At 57.2% G+C, this 20,534-nt stretch carries 16 protein-coding genes and 1 pseudogene; 6 read left to right on the forward strand and 11 right to left on the reverse strand.

Features of this window, described 5'->3' with window-relative positions; genetic code table 11:
• The first annotated feature begins 179 nt into the window (after positions 1-179).
• Positions 180-2,591, forward strand: coding sequence for a ricin-type beta-trefoil lectin domain protein (locus QRN50_RS09165; protein ID WP_096126817.1), 2,412 nt, complete (start codon positions 180-182; stop codon positions 2,589-2,591).
• A gap of 146 nt (positions 2,592-2,737) precedes the next feature.
• Here the strand turns inward: QRN50_RS09165 and QRN50_RS09170 are convergent, their stop codons facing one another.
• From QRN50_RS09170 to QRN50_RS09190, 5 genes are all read right to left on the reverse strand, one after another.
• Positions 2,738-3,757 carry a hypothetical protein gene (locus QRN50_RS09170; protein ID WP_003416781.1) on the reverse strand — a complete coding sequence of 340 codons (1,020 nt, stop codon included), beginning with the start codon at positions 3,755-3,757 and terminating at the stop codon, positions 2,738-2,740.
• A gap of 421 nt (positions 3,758-4,178) precedes the next feature.
• Complete coding sequence (locus QRN50_RS09175; RefSeq protein WP_096126816.1) at positions 4,179-5,783, reverse strand: hybrid sensor histidine kinase/response regulator; 1,605 nt, start codon at positions 5,781-5,783, stop codon at positions 4,179-4,181.
• Positions 5,784-5,927: 144 nt separating this feature from the next.
• Positions 5,928-7,070: a glycoside hydrolase family 1 protein gene (locus tag QRN50_RS09180; RefSeq protein WP_096126815.1), complete on the reverse strand. Its 1,143-nt coding sequence runs from the start codon at positions 7,068-7,070 to the stop codon at positions 5,928-5,930.
• Between the two features lie 2 nt (positions 7,071-7,072).
• Complete coding sequence (glf, locus tag QRN50_RS09185) at positions 7,073-8,254, reverse strand: UDP-galactopyranose mutase (RefSeq protein WP_058399030.1); 1,182 nt, start codon at positions 8,252-8,254, stop codon at positions 7,073-7,075.
• Positions 8,242-9,426: a glycosyltransferase family 1 protein gene (locus tag QRN50_RS09190; RefSeq protein ID WP_058399029.1), complete on the reverse strand. Its 1,185-nt coding sequence runs from the start codon at positions 9,424-9,426 to the stop codon at positions 8,242-8,244. The genes glf and QRN50_RS09190 overlap by 13 nt, the downstream gene beginning before the upstream one ends.
• A gap of 419 nt (positions 9,427-9,845) precedes the next feature.
• Here QRN50_RS09190 and galE point away from each other — a divergent pair, with 419 nt between their 5' ends.
• Positions 9,846-10,874 (forward strand): UDP-glucose 4-epimerase GalE, encoded by a 1,029-nt coding sequence (gene galE, locus QRN50_RS09195; protein WP_060400283.1) that lies wholly within the window; start codon positions 9,846-9,848, stop codon positions 10,872-10,874.
• A 73-nt stretch (positions 10,875-10,947) separates the two neighbouring features.
• On the opposite strand, the gene QRN50_RS09200 is transcribed toward galE, so the two are convergent.
• Both QRN50_RS09200 and QRN50_RS09205 read right to left on the reverse strand, forming a co-directional pair.
• Positions 10,948-11,496 (reverse strand): cupin domain-containing protein, encoded by a 549-nt coding sequence (locus QRN50_RS09200; protein ID WP_003344936.1) that lies wholly within the window; start codon positions 11,494-11,496, stop codon positions 10,948-10,950.
• A gap of 127 nt (positions 11,497-11,623) precedes the next feature.
• Entirely contained in the window at positions 11,624-12,373 is a 750-nt protein-coding gene (locus tag QRN50_RS09205) for a gamma-glutamyl-gamma-aminobutyrate hydrolase family protein (protein WP_096126814.1), read from the reverse strand.
• Between the two features lie 127 nt (positions 12,374-12,500).
• Between QRN50_RS09205 and QRN50_RS09210 the strand changes: the two genes are divergently transcribed.
• From QRN50_RS09210 to QRN50_RS09220, 3 genes are all read left to right on the forward strand, one after another.
• Positions 12,501-13,388, forward strand: a complete 888-nt coding sequence (locus tag QRN50_RS09210; RefSeq protein WP_011267906.1) for a LysR family transcriptional regulator — start codon at positions 12,501-12,503, stop codon at positions 13,386-13,388.
• A 145-nt stretch (positions 13,389-13,533) separates the two neighbouring features.
• Positions 13,534-14,598: a Rieske 2Fe-2S domain-containing protein gene (locus tag QRN50_RS09215; protein WP_003401095.1), complete on the forward strand. Its 1,065-nt coding sequence runs from the start codon at positions 13,534-13,536 to the stop codon at positions 14,596-14,598.
• Positions 14,599-14,671: 73 nt separating this feature from the next.
• On the forward strand, positions 14,672-15,622 hold the full coding sequence (locus tag QRN50_RS09220; RefSeq protein ID WP_096126813.1) for a PDR/VanB family oxidoreductase: 951 nt from the start codon (positions 14,672-14,674) through the stop codon (positions 15,620-15,622).
• On the opposite strand, the gene QRN50_RS09225 is transcribed toward QRN50_RS09220, so the two are convergent.
• Positions 15,623-16,333, reverse strand: a complete 711-nt coding sequence (locus tag QRN50_RS09225) for a GntR family transcriptional regulator (RefSeq protein WP_003426510.1) — start codon at positions 16,331-16,333, stop codon at positions 15,623-15,625.
• Between the two features lie 74 nt (positions 16,334-16,407).
• On the reverse strand, positions 16,408-18,378 hold the full coding sequence (locus QRN50_RS09230) for a putative bifunctional diguanylate cyclase/phosphodiesterase (RefSeq protein WP_011267909.1): 1,971 nt from the start codon (positions 18,376-18,378) through the stop codon (positions 16,408-16,410).
• Between the two features lie 228 nt (positions 18,379-18,606).
• Between QRN50_RS09230 and QRN50_RS25845 the strand changes: the two are divergent.
• Positions 18,607-18,711, forward strand: a pseudogene (locus QRN50_RS25845) (nucleoside hydrolase); the annotation flags it as partial.
• Positions 18,712-18,738: 27 nt separating this feature from the next.
• Here the strand turns inward: QRN50_RS25845 and QRN50_RS09235 are convergent.
• A complete protein-coding gene (locus tag QRN50_RS09235) occupies positions 18,739-19,422 on the reverse strand; it encodes a hypothetical protein (RefSeq protein WP_003401089.1) in 684 nt (227 codons plus the stop codon).
• A 138-nt stretch (positions 19,423-19,560) separates the two neighbouring features.
• Positions 19,561-20,460 carry a LysR family transcriptional regulator gene (locus QRN50_RS09240; protein WP_011267910.1) on the reverse strand — a complete coding sequence of 300 codons (900 nt, stop codon included), beginning with the start codon at positions 20,458-20,460 and terminating at the stop codon, positions 19,561-19,563.
• Between the last annotated feature and the right edge of the window lie 74 nt (positions 20,461-20,534).

Raw genomic sequence — 20,534 nt, forward strand, 5'->3', positions numbered from 1 at the left:
TCGCCTGTTTTTGCCTCGCCTGACCTTCGCTCGCCGACTTTTCGTACAGAGCCTAAGCGTGACCTGGCCGTGTTGGTCAACCCTGTGTTAACCGCGAACTTTTAGTTCAGAAATAGTTATAGGGCAAACAAAATACTGACGGCGCAAGGGATGCGCCGACACAAGCAACAGGGAGAGTTATGAAAACAATGCCGGCTTTCACGTACGTGTTTTTCCTGGGTTTTTTCCATTCAAACGCCTTTTCTACGGAGATGAATCCTTATGAGCAGATCATCAGCATTGCGCAAGGTGAGCAGGTCTGTTTAACCCTCGACAGTGATTTAAGTTCTGTCTCACTGCAAAAGTGTGTCAACACCGATTATCAACAATGGATCTTTGTGTCATCAGGGTCCATGCTGTACCTAAAAAACAAGGCGTTAGGCGGATCAACGCAGGCCATGTGTTTATCAGCGTCGAATCCACGTCACGTCAGCATGAAAACCTGTGCCAGCGCCGACAGCAACGACTATCAATCCTTGCGACTCTGGAGCAGAGACGGCGACCATACCAGCGTGTTATCAAATAAATACATCAAGGATTTAGGCTTTGATAACTACCTGCTCAGTGATGGAAGCGGGCAGTTGGTATTTGGCCCTGCAGAGGGAGCTTCATCACACTGGACAATCACCCAACCTCTTTACGAAGAAATCATCAGTACAGTGAATGGCCAGGACGCCTGTTTAACACTGGCGGGTGACATGACCAGTGTGGCACTGCAAAAGTGCCTGGGGAGGGACAGTCAGCAATGGACTTTTACGCCCAAGGAAAAAAGGCTTTATGTAAAAAACAAACTGCTGTCCACATCAGCGCAAGAAATGTGTTTGTTTGCGGCGAATGCCAACAGCGTAAAAATGGCCGCGTGTGCCAGCGCGGGCAGTCATGATTATCAGTCCAAGCGACTGTGGAATCGGGACGGCAACAACCCCAGTCAGCTGTCAAACAAATATATCAGTGATCTGGGAATGGCTAACTACCTACAAATCAATGCCAGCGAACAGTTGATATTGGGTGGCAAAGAACAAGGCTCGGCGAACTGGAGTATCGCCAAGCGTTATGGTTACATCAGGAACGTTGAAAAAGGGCAGGAAACGTGCCTCGCGTTGTCTGCAGATGAAGTCAGCGTCGAGTTTTCTCCCTGTAAAAGTGTGCCCGGCCAAGACTGGCGAATGTCCGTCATCGTACCGGGGTATGACAAATTGACCAATCGCGCGCTGCTGGACAGGGATACAGAAAAGTGCTTAGGGTCAACTAGTAAAATGATCAACTGCCAAGGTACCGGGTATACCTCGGAGCGTTCCTGGAGTTACAACAGGAACTTCATTCCCCTCATAGAAGGGTTTGTACTGGCCAATAAATATCGCAACGACCTTGTCGGTGATAACGAAGTTCTGGGCTTTGCAGGTAACACCATCCAGATGGTGCCGGAGTCACGGTCGAAGGCAGTGACATGGAACTTTGAATTGGCAGTACCCAAGATCCCCAGACGCCCCATCGTAGGCGATAGAAAAGTTCTCCTGCTGCACACCCGATACAGTGACAAGCCAGAAACCGACTTCGAGGCCACCAGGGAGGCCTTCTTCGGAGCGCCTGGTGATAACACATCATTTGTCAACGCGGTCTCTTTTTCCTCCGGCGATCATCTGAAGTTCATCGGGGATGCGGTGACCGGTCTAGACCTGGGCCCAAGACCTTCAGGTTGCCCGTCCACTGAACTGAGGAACAAAGCGATAGAACTCGCACGCGACAAGGGAACTGACAGGGATAATTACGATTATGTCGCCGTTGAGATTCCTTCTACTTCGTGCTCCTGGGGTGGGCTTGCTGCGATGCCGGGCTGGTGGGCCATGGGAAATAATTCGGGCCACAAGCCATGGATGTGGCAACACGAATTCGGTCATAGCCTCGGCGGACCTCATGCGACCTCGCTGGAGCGCTGCCCTTACAATAGTCGGGAAGTTGTGCAAATCGGCGCCAGTGGGTGCGCAGTCACTAATAGCGCTGACCCTTCGGATACCCTGAATGGTGGGGGGTCACGTCTTTACCCCATTCCTTATTTGTACTACGCGGGCTGGCTCACTGATGACCAATTTCCTGAAGTGATGAAAAATGGCACCTATAACATTGCACCCTTGTTCAGAGCGGCGGATCCCGAAGTGGTCAAAGGCTTACGCCTGTTTCGTAGCGATGGCAGTTATCTCACGCTGGAATTCCGCAAGCCTTCACCCGGCTTTGAAAACTGGCCAACTGACGATCCATTTGTCAATGGTGTGATTGTGAGAATCGCTCGTTTTAATGGCAACTCCGTCTCCAACACGCTCGTGGACACAACGCCATCAGGCATACATGGCATGAATGACGCTCCGTTGCGGCAAGGTGGGTCGGCAGACGACGTTTTATCCGGGAAGCGAATCAGAGTGACCCATGCCGATGACACGGGGGCTACCGTTGAAATCAACGATATTCCTGGTAGCTCTTTGGCAGAACGCTTGCTCTTTGAACGCTCTTTTAATAAGCAGATTGCAGAACAGGATGATGAGGTGGTGGAAGATTGAGGATTTGCCGAAAGGTAACCTCAATCAAAAAATGTCGACTGCATCAGTATCAACTGCACGCCATCAATCACCTGCATCATGAATAAAAACGGGGAGCGATCAACGCTCCCCGTCTGGTGCTTCCGTTCAAGTCTTATTGCAGTGAATCAGACCGCAGCAACAACCTTGGCTGGCGGCTGAGTGCGACGACCCAGTACGCCTGCACCCGCAGCTACCAGACCCGAGATCACCAGCGTGATCAGCAGAATCCAGGCACCTTGCGAAACACGCTTGGCGGTCACTTCAGCCGCTTCGCGGGCTTTCTGTTCGGCCTGAGCTTTCAGTTCCTGATACTTGGCATACGCCTGACGGTAGCTGGCCTGAGCCTGATCGACGATCTGGTTGGCTTCGGCGTCAGTCTTGTTGCCACGCGCCTTGATCAGATTGACCAGCGCCTGACGGTCAGCGGCGTCCCACGCCTGGTCGCCTTTAGCTTTGATGCGATCCATCAGGCCGCTCAATTGCTGGTCGGCTTGCTGAGGATTCTGTGCGCTCTGCTTGGCAGTGTTCTGCGCGTCTTGCTGAGTCGCCTGAGCTTCCTGCTTGACGTTATCCGGATTCAGTTCGGGCTTGCCGGTCTGACGCATGGCTGTTTCAATCTCGCCCTGAATATCGTCCAGATTGAAATCAATGCCTTGGGCGCGCAATTGATCCTGAATCTTGCTGCCAACGGCCGGAGCCACCTGTGCGATACCGCTGCCCAGTGCCGACATGCCGCTGCCCGCCAGGTTAAGGCCGCCGCGCACGACGCCGGTCACTGCGCTGGAGACCAGATAAACCGTGATCAGCGAGACGCTCGCCCATACCAGCAGGCCATGAAATGCACCTTCACGCTGCGCCAGACGTCCAGCGGCCCAGCCGCCGACGAACAGCGAGATCACCGAGCTGATCACCACCCAGATACCTGCACCCGTACCAATGCCGGACAACGGATTGGCTTCCTGCATGGGATCGATACTGGCACTTCCGATTGCCGTACCCAACAGGTTCAGCAACAGCGAAACAACCATGGCCAGAACAACACCGGCCAGAATCGCACTCCAGGAGATTCGTTTAAGCAGCGGAGCCGCTGCATGAGTTTCGTGGTACACAGGGGCACCTGGGGCGATACGGTCGTCGCGAATCATAGTCATAGTCCTTTGAGTCATTGGCAGTAAACGCACACATGTGTGGCGTACACATCAATGACCCAGAAGACGTTCAAGAAGTTTAAAAATTTTATAGACTTTTTTTCAGACTGGGCCCAACACAATAGAACTGTATTGATACTGACGCACATCAAGGGAACGTAACCTTTGCCCTATGCTCCAAGCGATTTACACACTTTTTGTTTTATTAGGCTGTTTGCTCTAACTATTGGGAGTTGTGTGATGTCCGTTAATAACAGACGGGAATTAACCGACTGCCCGCCTTTTTGAATGCCGACACTCACTGGCTATACGCAACACTCACAAGTGTTTGCGCAGGTATCGTAATAAAGACCGCGCCAAACAGCATGAAGGCCCGACTGAGAACAGGCAGGCCTTCATGTGTTCATTGTCAGTATCGTCAGGCGATACCGTTCGGCCCGTCGAGGACCTGCCTGACCTTCCTGGCGAGGTCCTGCGGCATGCAGGGCTTGGACACCACCTCAAACTCGGAGCCGCCAATGTCGGTTCGCTCGATCGAGCTCTCAGCGTAGCCGGTGGTCAACAGCACCTTGACCTTCGGGTACCGACGCCTGACTTCCCGCGCGAGCATCACACCGTTCATCCCGCCCGGCATGATCAGGTCAGTGAACAGCAAGTCATACGTGGCGCCGGCCTCGAAGCGCTTCAGTGCCTCCCGGGCATTGAGGACAATTTCCGACACATAGCCGTAATCATCCAGCACCATCTTCGCCAGTTCGGCCACATCAGGACGATCTTCCACGATCAGGATCCGCTCGGAACTGCCAATACGCCGTTCCGAAGCTTTCGGCGGATCGTTCTTGCTCAGGACGGCTTCGTCTACCGGGAAATACAGGCGCAGCGTGGTGCCGACACCTTCTTCGGTATAAATACGCGCCGCACCACCCGACTGTTTGGCAAAGCCGTAGACCATCGACAGGCCGAGCCCGGAGCCCTTGCCTTCTTCCTTGGTGGTAAAAAACGGGTCCATTACCCGATCACGGATACTCGCAGGCATACCAATGCCATTGTCCGTGACCGAAATAGAGACATAACGGCCAGGTAACAGGCCGTCATAGGGCATATTGGCCAGCTCATCGACGACCAGGTTACGGGTTTCGATGAATATCTTGGGGTTGAGCCTGCCAATCAGCGCGTCCCGGGCGTTGATGAAAATGTTCAGCAAGGCAACTTCTGCCTGGGTCGGATCAATACGGCAGTTCTTCAGCGCCGGATCCAGATCGGTTTCGATAATCACTTCCGGGCCAAAAGTACGCTCGATCAGCGGTTCTGTCGTGGAGACCAGACCATTAAGATTGAGGACTCGCCCCTGCAGTTTCTGTTTACGGGCAAACGCCAGCAATTGCTTGGTCAACGTACTGGCGCGCTCGACGGCAGACTTGGCGTGATGAACACTGCGCTGGACACGCTGCACATCAATGACGGGTTTCTCTGCCGCACTGCCGATCAGATCAATATAACCGCCCATCACTTGCAGCAGGTTATTGAAGTCGTGCGCGATGCCACCGGTAAGCTGCCCCAGCGCTTCCATCTTCTGTGCCTGACGCAATGCTTCTTCGGCATCTCGACGGCGACTGATGTCCAGTTGCGATGCAAAAAAATAAATAAGCTCGCCTGCGTCGTTATAGACCGGAGAAATAAACAGGGCATTCCAGAACGAGGAGCCGTCTTTACGGTAGTTGAGAATTTCAGTGGAGATATCGACGCGCTGGTCAATTGCATCGCGAATCGACTGCACCGCCGTCCGATCAGTGTCAGGCCCTTGAAGAAATCGGCAGTTGCTGCCGATGATTTCCTCTGACGCATAGCCGGTCATTTCCAGAAATGCCCGGTTGGCAAAGATGATGGGATTGTCCGGGCGATTGGGGTCCGTCACGATCATCGGCATCCGTGTCGTTTCTACCGCCGCGAAAAAGATATCTTTCCCCTGATGCTTGATATCTCCCGTCGCCGCATTGTCGACCCGGGTTTTATTTTCCGACACTCCAGAAACTCCAAGACTGTTTATTGGGCTATTGCGCCTGCTCTCTAATGGCTAGGACTGGCGCAGCCTCAAAAGGGTTCTCAGGTATCTGACAAAAATCGAATTATATTCATTTGAGGGGTCACGCACTCCCGAAACGCTTACTCAAACGGCAGGTTTTCCATTCTTTTCTCGAATGAGAGCCGCCAATTCAAGCGTGTTGTCGCGCAACGCCACCTGCAAAGGGTCAAAGATCGCCCGCGTACCCTGCCCGTCTGCATAACCCAGCAGCCCCGCCGGACAGTATCGGCCGTCATCCCAGCCCGGATAATCGAGAACGGGATACCAGCAGATACCTTGCACAGGTACGCCGGCCCTCAACGCCTTGCCGACCTCGGCACAAACGTAATTGAACCAGGGCAGACGCTGAACGTCTTCCGCACCGGTTTCAGAAATCAATATCGGTCTGCCGTATCGCCCGTGCAACTCGCTCAACATGCCCTGAAAAGGCCTGTACTGCGGATCGTCGTGCGTAAGTTTATGGCCATTGAGCTGCCATTGATTATGCGGATAAAAGTTGACGCCCAGGATATCCAGATACTCGGGGCGGCCGCCCAGCCCAGGCCATTGCCGTCCGGATAAAAGATCCCAGGCTTCGAACTGCGCCAGCCGATAGCGCTCTGCTGCCGCGGCATCTCCGCTGCCACGTGTCGCCGGTACTACATGAATCAATGGCTCGGCCTGAATAAAACGCGCGTTGGGCTCTATCATGCGTATCGCGTCTATTGCCGCAATACTGGCCCGGACCAGTTGATGCTTGAGTTCCATGCCGCGCTGCTCACTACCGGGGTTGAAATAAGCCATGTCGCCCCCGGCCCAACTCCAGAACGAAATCTCATTGATCGGCGAATAGAAAGGTGCGGTCTCCCCTTCGTCCTTGACGCGCTGAGCCACCGCAGCGGCAAAACGCGCAAAGTGCTCGACAAACTGCGGCCGCCAGACATCCAGATGATCAGGGTAACCGTAATGGCACAAGTCCCAGATGACCTGGGTGCCCTGATGCCGCGCGGCTCGCAACATGGGCAGAAAACTGCTCCAGTCGTAACAACCTGGGCGGGCTTCAATCAGATGCCAGCGCAGACCGTCACGTACAGTACGCATTCCGCACTCGGCCACTGCGGCAAAATCTTCCTGCGTCCAGCGGTCGTGCCCGGTGGTGTGAAGCAGGTCGAGTCGCACACCGTCACCTCGTCGATGGCTGGCGCACTCGAATCCGCCGATGAAAAAACTGTCGAACAGACCGCCCATGCTCAACCTCGCGCAGGCTGTTCAATCGGTTCGGGAGGTTGCTCAGGGAAGTCATGGGCCAGCCGCTGGTACAACGCCAACGCCTGGCCCACGACCTGGTCCATGTTGTAATACTTGTAGGTGCCCAGCCGCCCAAGGAAAGTGACTTCATCCGACTGATCGGCCAATGCTTTGTAACGCTTGTACAACTCGGCATTTTCGGGTCGGGGAATGGGGTAATAAGGGTCGCCCTCGGCACTTGGAAACTCATAACTGAGACTGGTTCTGGCGTGCAGTTGACCGGTAAGGTGCTTGTATTCGGTGATGCGCGTATGACGGACTGCCTCATCCGGGTAGTTGATCACCGCCACCGATTGAAACTGCGCCTGATCAACGGTCTTGTGCTCGAAACGCAACGATCGATACGGAAGACGGCCGTAGCAATAACCGAAGTATTCATCGATCGGCCCGCAATAGATCAAATGCGAATACTTCACCGCCTTGCGCACATCGGCAAAATCGACCCCCAGTACGGTATCGATAAGCGGGTGGTTGAGTATCTGTTCAAACATGTGCGTGTAGCCATGCAGCGGCATTTTCTGAAAAGTGTCCGTGAAGTAACGACTGTCCGAGTTGGTACGGGTAGGTACTCGGGCGGTGACCGACCGGTCCAGTTGCGAGGGGTCCAGCCCCCATTGTTTGCGGGTATAGCCACGGAAAAACTTCTTGTACAGCTCCCGACCAATCTGACTGATCACAACATCTTCGGAGGTTCTTATCGTCTCGACAGGCTCGGCGCGGCTGGCAAGAAACGCTTCGGCTTCTTGTTCATTCATCTGCAAGCCGTACAGGCTGTTGAGCGTATCGAGGTTGATCGGAACAGGCAGCAGTTGGTTGTCTACGCTGGCGAGCACACGGTGTTCGTAATCGCGCCATTCGGTAAATCGTGAAAGGTATTCCACAATCCGCTCAGCGTTGGTGTGGAATATATGGGGCCCGTATTGATGAACCAACACCCCGGCACTGTCCAGGTGATCGTAAGCGTTACCCGCGATATGTGGACGTCGGTCGATCAACAAAACGCGCTTGCTCGATCCCGCCGCCAGCCTTTCCGCCAACACACTGCCTGCAAAACCTGCACCGACGATCAGAAAGTCATAGGGCGTCTTTTCACGCGCGGCTGATTCAAGATTTATCCGAGGCATTCGATGTGCTCCCCGATGGCCACCAGGGCGATTTGCGCCTTCATGGCCGCGCACGTGTTGTCCCAGGACTCGCCAACCAGCAATGCGTCAACTTTGCGAAGAAAATCGATAGTACCTTTGTGCGCCAGGGCCTCTTGAGTCGCGCGCACAAACCCGTCGGCGTCATCGGCAATGGCCACAACACCCGACTCACCATACGCTCTGACAACATCGGCAATCCGGGTTGATACCACCGGGCAGCCGCCAGCCAGGTATTCCGGCGTCTTGGTCGGGCTGATAAAGCGTGTGGAGTCGTTCAGCGCAAATGGCATCAACGCAACGTCCCAGCCCGACAGATAGGCTGGCAAGTCGTCATAGGACTTGCTGCCTAGATAATGGACGTTGGCCAAATGCGGCAGGCTTGCCGGGTCGATTTTCACCACGGGGCCGATCAAGACGATTTGCCAGTGCGGCTGCAACTCGGCCAGTTGCTGAATCAGCCCGATATCAAAACGTTCGTCAATGACGCCGAAAAAGCCAAGCCTTGGATAGGGGATATACTGTTGATCCTCAGGGTCAGACTGCCCGCTGCGAGCGGCTGCAAAATGCCCGACATCGACGCTGCTGGGCATGGCGTGCACATTTGCATGCTGCAGACGCTTGGTCTCCCATAGGCTGAAGCCGCCAGTAAACACAACATCTGCGCGCTTCATCAAGGCTTTTTCCTGTTCGACAAGCTCTGGCGGCGCACCTTTGAACGCAGACAATTCGTCCATGCAATCGAAGATCGTCACGTGCGCGCTGAGGTGGTCGGTAAACGCCAGGCTCATCGGGGTGAAATACCACAACAGCAACTCACCGAAGTGTTGTGCATCGATAAAACGATTCAGTAATGCGCGCTGTGCAGTGATCACCTCATCAGGCTGCATTTTCCGGGGCAGGTGCGGCACCAGTACCGTGACACCGCACGCTTGCGGAAGCTGTTCAAGCCGGATATCAGGGGAGTCCGACAGAACAGGCTCCTCAAGAAACACCACCTGATAATCCTGCGCCATTCGCGACATGATGTGCTGAGGACGCTGATAGACAAACCCCCATCGCAGATGGGACAGGCACAGCAGTAAAGGCCTGATGGCAGCCTCGACTCTGGTTAAGGCCGACGTCTCGGATTGAATCGTTTGAACACCGTTCATAGAGTTTTCCCTTCTGTTAAAAAGTCCTGGATGAAACTGAAGGGCTCTGAAAAGGGCTGAACTTCGACGGCATTCATGATGAGGATAGGCAGTGGCGGCTGTTGCGTACATGGAACAATCACATGCATGGAGCAACCATAGACCGGCTCGTGGGTTTCGAACACGCGCCCAGGCCGCTGTTCGTTGATTCCGATAAAGGGTAGGCGCCGTTGAGAATGAACCGTTGAACTCGGCGGAACAAATACGCCCCTAGTCTTGAGCGAATGTTTTTCTGGCACCTGCAGTACGTTTTCCCCACGCGGTGGTCTGGTCCTGATTTTCGCAAGCGAGGCTCCTCTGTCGTCCTGTTGAGAAAGGTCACGACGACGAGCCGTCAGCTCGCTTCTTGCCGAGGCGGCGAAAATCCAGGGAGGACAATCATGATTCTGGTTACCGGTGGTGCGGGATACATTGGCGCTCACATCGCGCTCGAGTTGCTTGAAGATGGCCGCGATGTCGTCGTGCTTGATAACTTGTGCAACAGTTCGCGAGAGCCGTTAAGACGGATAGAGGAACTCTGCGGGCGACAGGTTGCGTTCATCCACGGCGACGTGCGCAGCAAAGCGACGTTGCACCGGCTGTTCGCTCAGTACCCTGTCAAGGCAGTGGTGCATTGCGCCGGACTCAAGGCGGTGGGCGAAAGCGTTCGAGAGCCGCTGCGCTATTTCGAGACCAACGTGAGCGGCAGCGTCAACTTGTGTCAGGCAATGGCAGAAGCAGGCGTGTTCGACCTGTTATTCAGCTCATCCGCGACGGTTTACGGCGGGTGTGAGCAAATGCCGCTGGATGAGAACTGCCCACTGGGTTTACCGACCAATCCTTACGGGCACTCCAAACTGATGGCCGAGCATGTGATGCAAAGCGTCGCCCGCTCGGATCCACGCTGGTCCATCGGTCTGCTGCGCTACTTCAACCCCATTGGTGCGCATCCGTCCGGCCTGCTGGGCGAGTCGCCCTGTAACACGCCGAACAACCTGTTGCCCTTCCTGCTGCAGGTTGCCAATCGACTACGTCCTGCCCTGCACATATTCGGCAGTGACTACCCCACGCTGGACGGAACAGGTGTGCGTGATTACCTTCATGTGATGGATCTGGCCGAGGGACACCTGAAGGCGCTGGACAAAATTCATGACCAACGTGGCGTATCCGTCTGGAATCTGGGCACAGGACAGGGTTATTCGGTGCTTGAGGTGGTGCACGCCTTCGAACGTATCTCCGGCAAAGCTGTGCCGTTGATCTTTGAACCACGCCGGCCCGGAGACATTGCAGCATGCTGGTCCGATCCGGGAAAAGCAGCGCGCGAGCTGGATTGGCGAGCCAGGTTCAACCTTGATTCGATGCTCACCGACGCCTGGCGCTGGCAGTGCATGAACCCGCAGGGTTACAGGCCGACAGCGCTGGTCAGTTGAATTTTTTCCAGACGTGTTGCCAGACGTGCTGAACGATCATCACGTTATCGTGACGCCTGCCAGCAAGCGCATGCTAGAAGTTGGCCGGCGTGTTGGCGCTGATGATCTCGGCTTCGTCCTGGCCGATATTGCGGAAGCGATGCGGCAAGGTGGTCGGGAAGTAATAGCCGTCCCCCGGACCGAGAATGTTGACTTGCCCATCGATGGTCAGCTCCACGGTGCCGCGCGTCACCAGACCGCACTCCTCGCCTTCGCTGTGAACGATCGGCTCATCGCCCGAGTCGGCACCCGGCGCGTATTGCTCACGCAGAAAACGCATCTGCCGGCTTGGCAGGGTCGCGCCCACCAGCAGCAAACGGGCACCGTTGCGCCCCAGATCGGGTTGATCACCGGCTCGAAACACGTACTGATCCTGTCCCGGAGGCTGATCGAATGTGAAAAAATCCGCCAGCGTCATGGGAATCCCCTCAAGCAGCTTTTTCAGCGAGCTGATGGAAGGACTGACACGATTTTGTTCGATAAGGGAAATCGTGGCATTGGTCACACCACTGCGTCGGGCGAGCTCACGCTGTGACAGCTTGTAGCTTTCACGCACCAGTTTGAGTCGTGCTCCCGTATCCATAGTGACCTTATGTGAAAGATATCCGGTGAATGAGGCAGCGCCCCGGCGCAATGGATCGTCCATTACCCGAAGCCGTCAAGCCGGATATTAAATCACGTTTGCCCGCAACACTCAGCAGCTCATCGCTCTAGCGGTGGTTGCGCGCATAGCTCTGGCAGGCCTCGCGGAAGGCCTTGAACAGGTTGAGCGACACGGGGTTGTCCATGAACTCCCATTCCGGATGCCACTGCACACCCAGCACAAAGCCTGGCGCGCCGGGCATGGACACCGCTTCGACCAGACCGTCGGGGGCCAATGCTTCTGCGCGCAGGTCCGACGCCAGACGATCGACACCCTGACTGTGCAGGCTGTTGACCTCGAAGCCCGGGCCCAGCCCGAGCGAGTCGAGCAAACCGCCAGGCTGCACCTGCACAGCATGCTTTGGCGCGTACTGCACCGCCAGCACCTCGCTTTGCGGCTCACGATGATCCAGATAGCCGGGCAACTCCTGAACCCGCTGATGCAGGCTGCCGCCCAAAGCGACATTCAGCTCCTGAAAACCGCGGCAAATGCACAACACCGGCACGCCCTGAGTGATGGCAGCCCTGAGCAGCGGCAGTGTGGTGCGGTCCCGGAATACATCATGAGCGGTGCCCTCCACGCTCGCCGGTCCATTGTAGTGACGCGGCTCGACGTTGGACGGCGAGCCGGTAAACAGCAGGCCATCCAGCGACGCGAGCAGTTGCGCAGGCTCGGTGGGCACCTCGAGCGCAGGCAGAATCACCGGCATGCCGGCGAAGGCTGCGGCCTCGACATACTTGTCGCCTGCAGTGTGAGAAGAGTACTTGCCCAATTGTTGACGGCAGGCGGTGACACCGATCAAGGGAGCTCGCGACATGGGTTAAATCCTGTGTGAAATCTGAGTGGCCAGCGCTCATCGGACGCTATCCAGCGGGAATGAAACCAGTCTAGGATAGTCATCTGCGCAACAAACATAGGCATTCCGGCAAAGGAAGAATGCACCGATGCAATATGAAATCACCCACGCCGACCTTTCATTGGTGCTCGCCCTGGTTCGCGGCCGCACGCTGGCACGCGCCGCCGATCTGTTGCAGGTTGATGTATCGACCGTATTCCGCTCGATCCGTCGCCTGGAAGCAGCCCTCGGTGCAGCGCTGTTTGAAAAGAACCGGCGCGGGTACATACCGACCGATACCGCGCAGGCCATGGCCGAGCAGGCCGAGCGCGCCGAACAGGCGCTTGCTGCTGCGCGCATCGCCCTGCAACAGGGCGAACAGGTCGTCAGCGGCACGGTACGCCTGACCTGTACCGATGCAGTACTGCATAGCCTGCTATTACCGGCGCTGGCGGACTTCATGCCGCAGTACCCTGCCCTTACGCTGGAGCTGGCCACCTCCAATGCCTTTGCCAACCTCAGCCGTCGCGATGCCGACATCGCCCTGCGCCTGACCAATACGCCCCCCGAACACCTGATCGGACGCTGCCTGGGCAGTGCCGACTACTTTGTCTGTGGCCGCGCCGAATACCGCGAGGCCTTGACGCAGAACCCTGCCTCGATCCCGTGGATCAGCCCGGACGACTCGATGCCCGACCACACCTCGGTAATCTGGCGCAAACAGGCCTTTCCGGGGGTATTACCGAGCTACCGCTGCAGCAACATGTCGGCTGTCTCGCAGTTGGTCGCTGCCGGCCTGGGCGTCGCGGCGTTGACCGGCTTCACGGTCGAGGGCCTTGGAGCGGTCGAACGCCTGAGTGGCCCGCTGGAAGGATGCCGCACCGACCTGTGGCTGCTGACCCGCCCCGACTGTCGCGCATTGCGTTCCGTGCAGACCCTGCTGGAAGCCCTCGCGCCGCGCCTGCGCGCAGCGTTGCAGGTATCCAGCCCCGGCTGATCGGCCTCTGTGGATCCATTAAATAATAGTTAACAAAATTAATCATTGGATTAATCGCGATCCTGTGGCATTAATAATCTCAAGGAAACAACTTGATTCATTCTGTGGATCCATAAGACCAATAATCGAACCGTGGAGAACCATAATGCACCCGAAAAATGCGTGGTACGTCGCTTGCACAGCGGATGAAGTCGCCGACAAACCTCTGGGCCGGCAGATCTGCAACGAAAAGATGGTGTTCTATCGCGACCAGAACCAGCAGGTCGTGGCCGTCGAAGACTTCTGCCCGCATCGCGGCGCCCCGCTCTCGCTGGGCTATGTCGAGAACGGCCAGCTGGTGTGTGGTTACCACGGGCTGGTCATGGGCGGCGACGGCAAGACTGTTTCGATGCCCGGCCAGCGTGTTCGCGGCTTCCCTTGCAACAAGACCTTCGCCGCGGTCGAGCGCTACGGCTTCATCTGGGTCTGGCCCGGTGACCGGGAAAAAGCCGACCCGGCACTCATTCATCATCTGGAGTGGGCAGTCAGCGACGAATGGGCCTACGGCGGCGGGCTGTTTCATATCCAGTGCGACTACCGCCTGATGATCGACAACCTGATGGACCTCACTCACGAAACCTACGTGCATGCGTCAAGCATCGGCCAGAAGGAAATCGACGAGGCAGCGCCCGTCACAACGGTCGAAGGCGAGGAAGTGGTCACCGCCCGGCACATGGAAAACATCATGCCGCCGCCGTTCTGGCAGATGGCATTGCGTGGCAACAATCTGGCCGATGACGTGCCGGTCGATCGCTGGCAGATCTGCCGCTTCACGCCGCCCAGTCATGTGCTGATCGAAGTCGGCGTCGCCCATGCGGGCAAAGGCGGCTATGACGCGCCTAAAGAGTTCAAGGCGTCGAGCATCGTCGTCGATTTCATAACCCCTGAGACCGACACGTCCATCTGGTACTTCTGGGGCATGGCGCGCAACTTCAATCCGGCCGACGAAGCGCTGACCGCCAGCATCCGTGAAGGCCAGGGCAAGATCTTCACCGAAGACCTGGAAATGCTTGAGCGCCAGCAACAGAACCTGCTTCAGCATCCGCATCGCAACCTGCTCAAGCTCAATATCGACGCCGGTGGCGTGCAGTCACGCAAGATCCTGGAGCGGCTGATCGCTGCCGAGCAGGCCGGTCCCGGCGAGCAGATTCCCGTGATGGCGACGAAATGACCGGCCATTGCCCGTCGAAATACGAAGAAAACAATCAGAAGTGACCCGTGCCGCGGTCACCCGAGGACCTGACATGATCGACGTGACAGTGTTATCACGTAACGATGAAGCGCTGGATATCTGCAGCTTTGAACTGGTGCGGGCAGACGGAGCGCTGTTGCCGCCGTTCAGCGCAGGCGCGCACATTGACGTGCACCTGCCTGACGGGCTGATCCGCCAGTACTCGCTGTGCAATGCCCCGAGCGAGCGTCACCGCTATCTGATCGGCGTCCTCAACGACCCGACCTCGCGTGGGGGCTCACGCAGCCTGCATCAGCAGATTCAGCCTGGCGCGCAGTTGCGCATCAGCGAACCGCGCAACCTGTTCCCGCTGGCTGAAAACAGCCGACGCACGCTGCTGTTCGCCGGCGGTATCGGCATCACCCCGATCCTGTGCATGGCCGAACAGCTTGCGCTGGAGGCTGCCGATTTCGAGCTGCACTACTGCGTGCGTTCCGCCGAGCGCGGCGCCTTTATCGAGCGCCTGAAGCATTCGGCATTTGCCGAGCGCATCACGCTGCACTTCGATGAACAGCCGGACACCGCACTGGAGGCTGGTAAAGTGCTCGCCAACCCCCAGCCCGATACCCATCTGTACGTGTGCGGGCCAGGCGGTTTCATGCAATACATCCTCGACAGCGCGCGTGCCGCTGGCTGGTCCGAGGACACTCTGCACCGCGAGTACTTCTCCGCAGAGCCGGTGGACACCAGCAACGACGGCAGTTTTTCGATAGAGATCGCCAGTACTGGCCAGGTCATTGCCATTCCGGCCAACAAGACGGTCGCTCAGGTGCTCGAAAGCCACGGCATCGATATTCCACTGTCGTGTGAGCAAGGTGTCTGCGGCACCTGCCTGACGCGGGTGTTGAAAGGCATTCCGGATCATCGCGATCTGTTTCTGACCGAAGACGAGCAGGCGCTCAACGATCAGTTCACGCCCTGCTGCTCACGTTCGAAGACGCCCGTGCTGGTGCTCGACCTCTGATCAGTCCGGGCGCTGAATGACCTTCATGCGCTCGTTCTGCCCGGCGCCGAAGATTTCCGCGTAACGCAAGGTGGCATTGGCATGCTCGCGCATGATGGCCTCGGCGCGAGCGCCCTGCCCGTTGACCAGCGCATCCACCACGGCGTGATGCTGCATGTGGGCGAAATTGAACCGCCGGTATTCGCGAATCAGGTTGTCGCGATCCACGGCCAGCGCGGTCACCGAGGCAAAAGGCAGATGGTCGTTGCGCGACAGTGCATCGGCAATGGCGCGATTACCGCTGCCCTCGACGATCACGCGATGCAGACGCATGTTCATGTCGTGATAGACCTCAAGGTCATCTTCAGTGACATGGCCTTTCTCGAACAGCGCGTCACCCTGCACCAGACAGGCCTCCAGTTCGTCGCGCGCCTCCTGGGTCACGCCACGCTCGGCCATTTGCCGCGCAGCAAGCCCCTCGAGGACACCGCGTACATCCACCGCACCGGCGATTTCAATCGGGCTGATCGAACGCACCTGAAACCCACGCCCGCCAAAGGGCACCAGCAGCCCTTCCTGCTCCAGCGTCCGGAACGCCATGCGCACCGGCATGCGCGACACACCGAACAGCTCGGCGGTCGGCACCTCCATCAGGCGCTCGCCGGCAGCCAGCTCGCCTGATGCGATCATCTTGCGCAGCGCAACAAGGACGGTCTGCCCGGGTTTGCTCATCAAAGGCTTCCGTGGGGATCAAAAAAGGCATCTTACCCCACGCGCGCCCGAGTGAATCGCCCACATGCAATCGATCAGAGGGGGCACGAAGCGGCGTAACCGAAGGTGCGCTCTTCATCGGGTATTTCAATCCATGCCAGCGTCTCTGCAAAACTGATCGGCGGGCTGTAGAAGTAACCCTGCACCATCGTACAACCCAGGGTGGTCAATGCATTCAACTCATCCTGTGTTTCGACGCCTTCGATCACGCAACCCAGCGACATGTCCAGACTCAAGGCAACCAGCGATTTGACGATCTTGTAACTGGCCGGGTTGTTATGCACCCCGGTGACAAAGCTGCGGTCGATCTTCAGCTTGGTCAGCGCCAGCGCGTGCAGTTGACTGAGGCTGGAGAAGCCGGTGCCGAAGTCGTCCAGCGAGATGCCGCAACCCAGCTTGCGGAACTGGGTAATGGCCTGCTGCACCTGGGCGATATCCTGCATGACCGCCGTTTCGGTGATTTCCAGATCGAGCCGCGACGCATCGAAGCCGCTGTGTTCGATGATCTCGACAATTCTGTTGACACTTTCCCAGGTCGCACAGTCGTGCGCGGACAGATTGAACGACAGCCTGACAGGCGCAGGCCACGATAGGGCCATGCTTAGCGCCTGGGTCAACAAGGGCACAGTGAGCTTGTTGATCATGCCGATGCGCTCGGCGATCGGAATGAAATGCGCCGGCGAAACAGCCCCCAGTTCCGGGCTGTTCCAGCGCGCCAGCGCCTCGAACGCCACCGTTTCGCGCGTGCAGCTTTCAATGATCGGCTGAAACAATACGTGGAACTCGGTTTCCAGATTGGCGCGCCGCAAGGCCTGTTCGGTAACGCCGTCGGCATGCAACTGCTCACGGTGGCTAGCGGAGAACAGGCAGGTGGTTCCGGGGTTATGGTTTTTGCCCTGATACAGCGCGTAATCGGCAAATTCGAACAGTTGGGTCGCGTTATCTGCGGTAGCCGGGTACGTCGCCAGGCCCAGTGTCGCGCCAATCTGGATCGGCATGTCCGACAGTTCGAAGCTTTCGTGCATGAGGTCACACAGGTGTTTGCCAAACGCCTGCAATGCCTCGCTGTCGATGTCTCCCTTGATCACCAGCGCGAACTCGTCACCGCCCAGTCGCGATACATGCACCTTGTCGCTTGAGGCGCTGGTCAGGCGTTCAGCCACCAGCATCAGCAGACGGTCGCCGATTCGATGACCATAAAGGTCATTGACCGGCTTGAACCCGTCCAGGTCCAACACGCCCACTGCCAGCCCGCTGCGCTGCGCCATTGCCTCGGTCATCGCGGTATCCAAAGTCTGAAAGAACTGCCGACGATTGGGCAGGCCCGTCAGGCTGTCCTGATTGGCCAGCAGCAGGTTCTCGTTGCTCAGTTGCTCGGTCTTTACCTGCACATTCACCAGACTGGTGAAATCGCGGTACTGGTAATGAAGAATGATCAGCATGCCGATCGACACCAGCACGATATTCACCGCCGTGGCGATAAAGGTAATGTTGTAAGTCGAGGCGAAGAAAATCACGAAGGCGGTGTTGACGACCAGCGCGGTGGTCAGCGCTGCGGGCCGCAAGTGCATCATGCAGAAGATGCAGACAATCACCGTAATGCCCATGAAAAACGCGACATGCGCCTGGGAATAGGCATCGCCATAGGGGTAAAGCGACAGGGACCAGGCGGCAAACCCGGCCGCTATCACGCCCGCCAGACCATGCGTACCGCGCAGCGTGGCCAGAATGATCGCCGGAGCGGGTGGCGGCCGGTTTACAGTGCGCAACCATTTGCTTGCACGGACGCCACAGATAACCGTGAGCAGCGCAGGGACCAGCAGCGTCAGCCACACCGGAGCGGTTCGCCAATGAGTGAACGCCAACGCCCAGGTATTGACCAGCAGCACGAAGTACATCAACGGCAGTTGTCGGGACAACGCAACGTACTGGGCCTGCAACAACCTGGGGTTATCAGCAGGCACAGACATCAGGGCACGCAAGGCACCCGGTAGTTTTTTCAGCATCGCAAGGCTTCTCTGTTACCACAGTCAAAGCACACGTGGCTTGCTGCTCATCATGCGAACCGGACAGCTAATTGTCGGCTCGCTTGTCAGGCTCTCGGCAGAAGTGATTAATTCTTTACGGTAAAACCGAGCCGTGCATCGGTTTAATTGAAATAACCCGCCGGTCACTTTCCCCTGCGCGCGCCTGGATTAATGACGCTTGTACACCTTTCAAGCGTCCCCTACGGGGCAAGGAGCATTAACGTGCCGATCTTCGATTTGCAGGCGACCATGCTGATGGCAGGCGGTATTGAAGCAGCGAAAGTCGATGAGCAGTTTCTATCGGTCAACAGCCTCACAGGCCTGACGCAGTCACTACAATCAGTTCGCCGCCACTTGCGCCCGGTCGGCCTGCATGACCAGGGCTTTGAGCGAGGCGTCGAACTGCTTCAAGGCATTCACTTGCAGATCACGCTGCTGATCGATCTGTGCGGCGATCTCCGGAGCGGCCTTGCCTTGCACCCAGACCGAGGTCATTTCCCGAACCACCTCACCTTCAGCCTTGCCGATGTATTGCAGGTCGTTGTCATAGAAGCGTGCCATGAACCGCGCTTCGACCTGACTGTTGCGCTTGCTCACCAGACGATTGTAAGTGTCGAGCATGACCACCACATCCGGCCGCGCCTGCATCAGCGCATCGAGCGTGTCGTAGACGGTCACCGAGGCGAACTCTTTCTTTAATGAGCCCACCAGCCAGTCGGTCGCCAGTGCCGGGTCCGAACTGTTGACGAATGCATTGCGGATACGTGAATCGAGCGCGCCACTGCGGCCACTCCTCAGCGCCACCGAGTGATAGTTGTTCAAATACTGAAGGTTGCTGAGGGTGTTTTCGCTGTACAGCACGCCCACCGACTGAGTGTGTTGCAGGCCCGCAGCGCTGTCGACGACGGGCATGAAATGGCAGGACTGTTCGGAGACCGGGGAGACGGCAGCATTGACGGGGGCAGTGAACACAATGCTGGTGCTGAACACGGCAGCAAACGTCAACAGATTGAACATTCTCATCGCGTCGTCTCCCTTTGGAGCAGGTGGCTATGGCGCCATCCTCCTCCTTTGCCGGAAAAACAGAACTTGCCTTGCTTGATGATGACTATCGACTGAATGAATGATAGTTGATGCCACTACGTTGCAAGGTTTTTCGCTTCAATTTTCATCTGCCCTGACGGCCGCCCGAATGGCTTGCAGCAGCATCCGGCACGCCGGATTGTCATTGTCGGTACGCCAGACCAGGTGCAACTCGCTCTGCACGCCTTCGCCCAGGTCAATGTCACGAAACACGACATCCTTGAACACCACATTGGTTGCACAACGCGGCACCAAAGCCAGGCCCATTCCGGCGTTGACCAACGCCAGAATAGTCAGTGACGATCCAAGCCATTGGACATACTCCGGTGCAACTCGTGCGGAGCGAAACATACCGGTCAGCAGTTCGTTGAACGGTGGATACGCCGAATGCGAATACATCAGGAACGGTGCGCCATCCAGATCGGCCACCGCCACCGAATCGGCATGCGCCAGGCGATGATTGCTCGGCACGGCCAGCACGAACGGCTCGCGTACCAGGCATTCGCTCTCGTAACCCGGCTGAAACAACGGTGCCCGCACGATGCCCAGGTCAATGCGCCGCGCCCTGAGTGCTTCGTGCTGCTGATAGGTATTCATTTCCGTCAGGGAAATCTTCACCTGCGGCTGTTTGAGGCGCGCCTCGGCGATCACCCTGGGCAGAAACTCGTACACCGCGCTGCCGACAAAACTGATAGTCACCGAGCCGATGTCACCTTCGGCAAAGCGCCGCGCGGAAATGGCCGCCTGCTGCGCGCGCTCCAGCAAGGTCTGCGCCTCAATGAAAAAGGCCCTGCCCGCGGCAGTCAGTGCCACACTGCGGGTGCTGCGCGTGAACAGCTCGACGCCCAGATTGTGCTCCAGTATCTGAATCTGCCGGCTCAACGGCGGCTGCGTCATGTTTAGCCGTTCGGCGGCACGGCGAAAATTCAGCTCTGTGGCCACCGTGGTGAAGCAACGCAGTTGGGAAAGCTCGAACATTGATCCACTCCCGGTATCAATCAAGTCACTGACACAGAGTACAGTAACTGCTCGAGCAACCCAGTGCGCCGTTT

Origin of the sequence: Pseudomonas sp. MEJ108 (assembly GCF_030208985.1) — a bacterium.
In the GTDB taxonomy this organism is placed as follows: domain Bacteria; phylum Pseudomonadota; class Gammaproteobacteria; order Pseudomonadales; family Pseudomonadaceae; genus Aquipseudomonas; species Aquipseudomonas fragariae.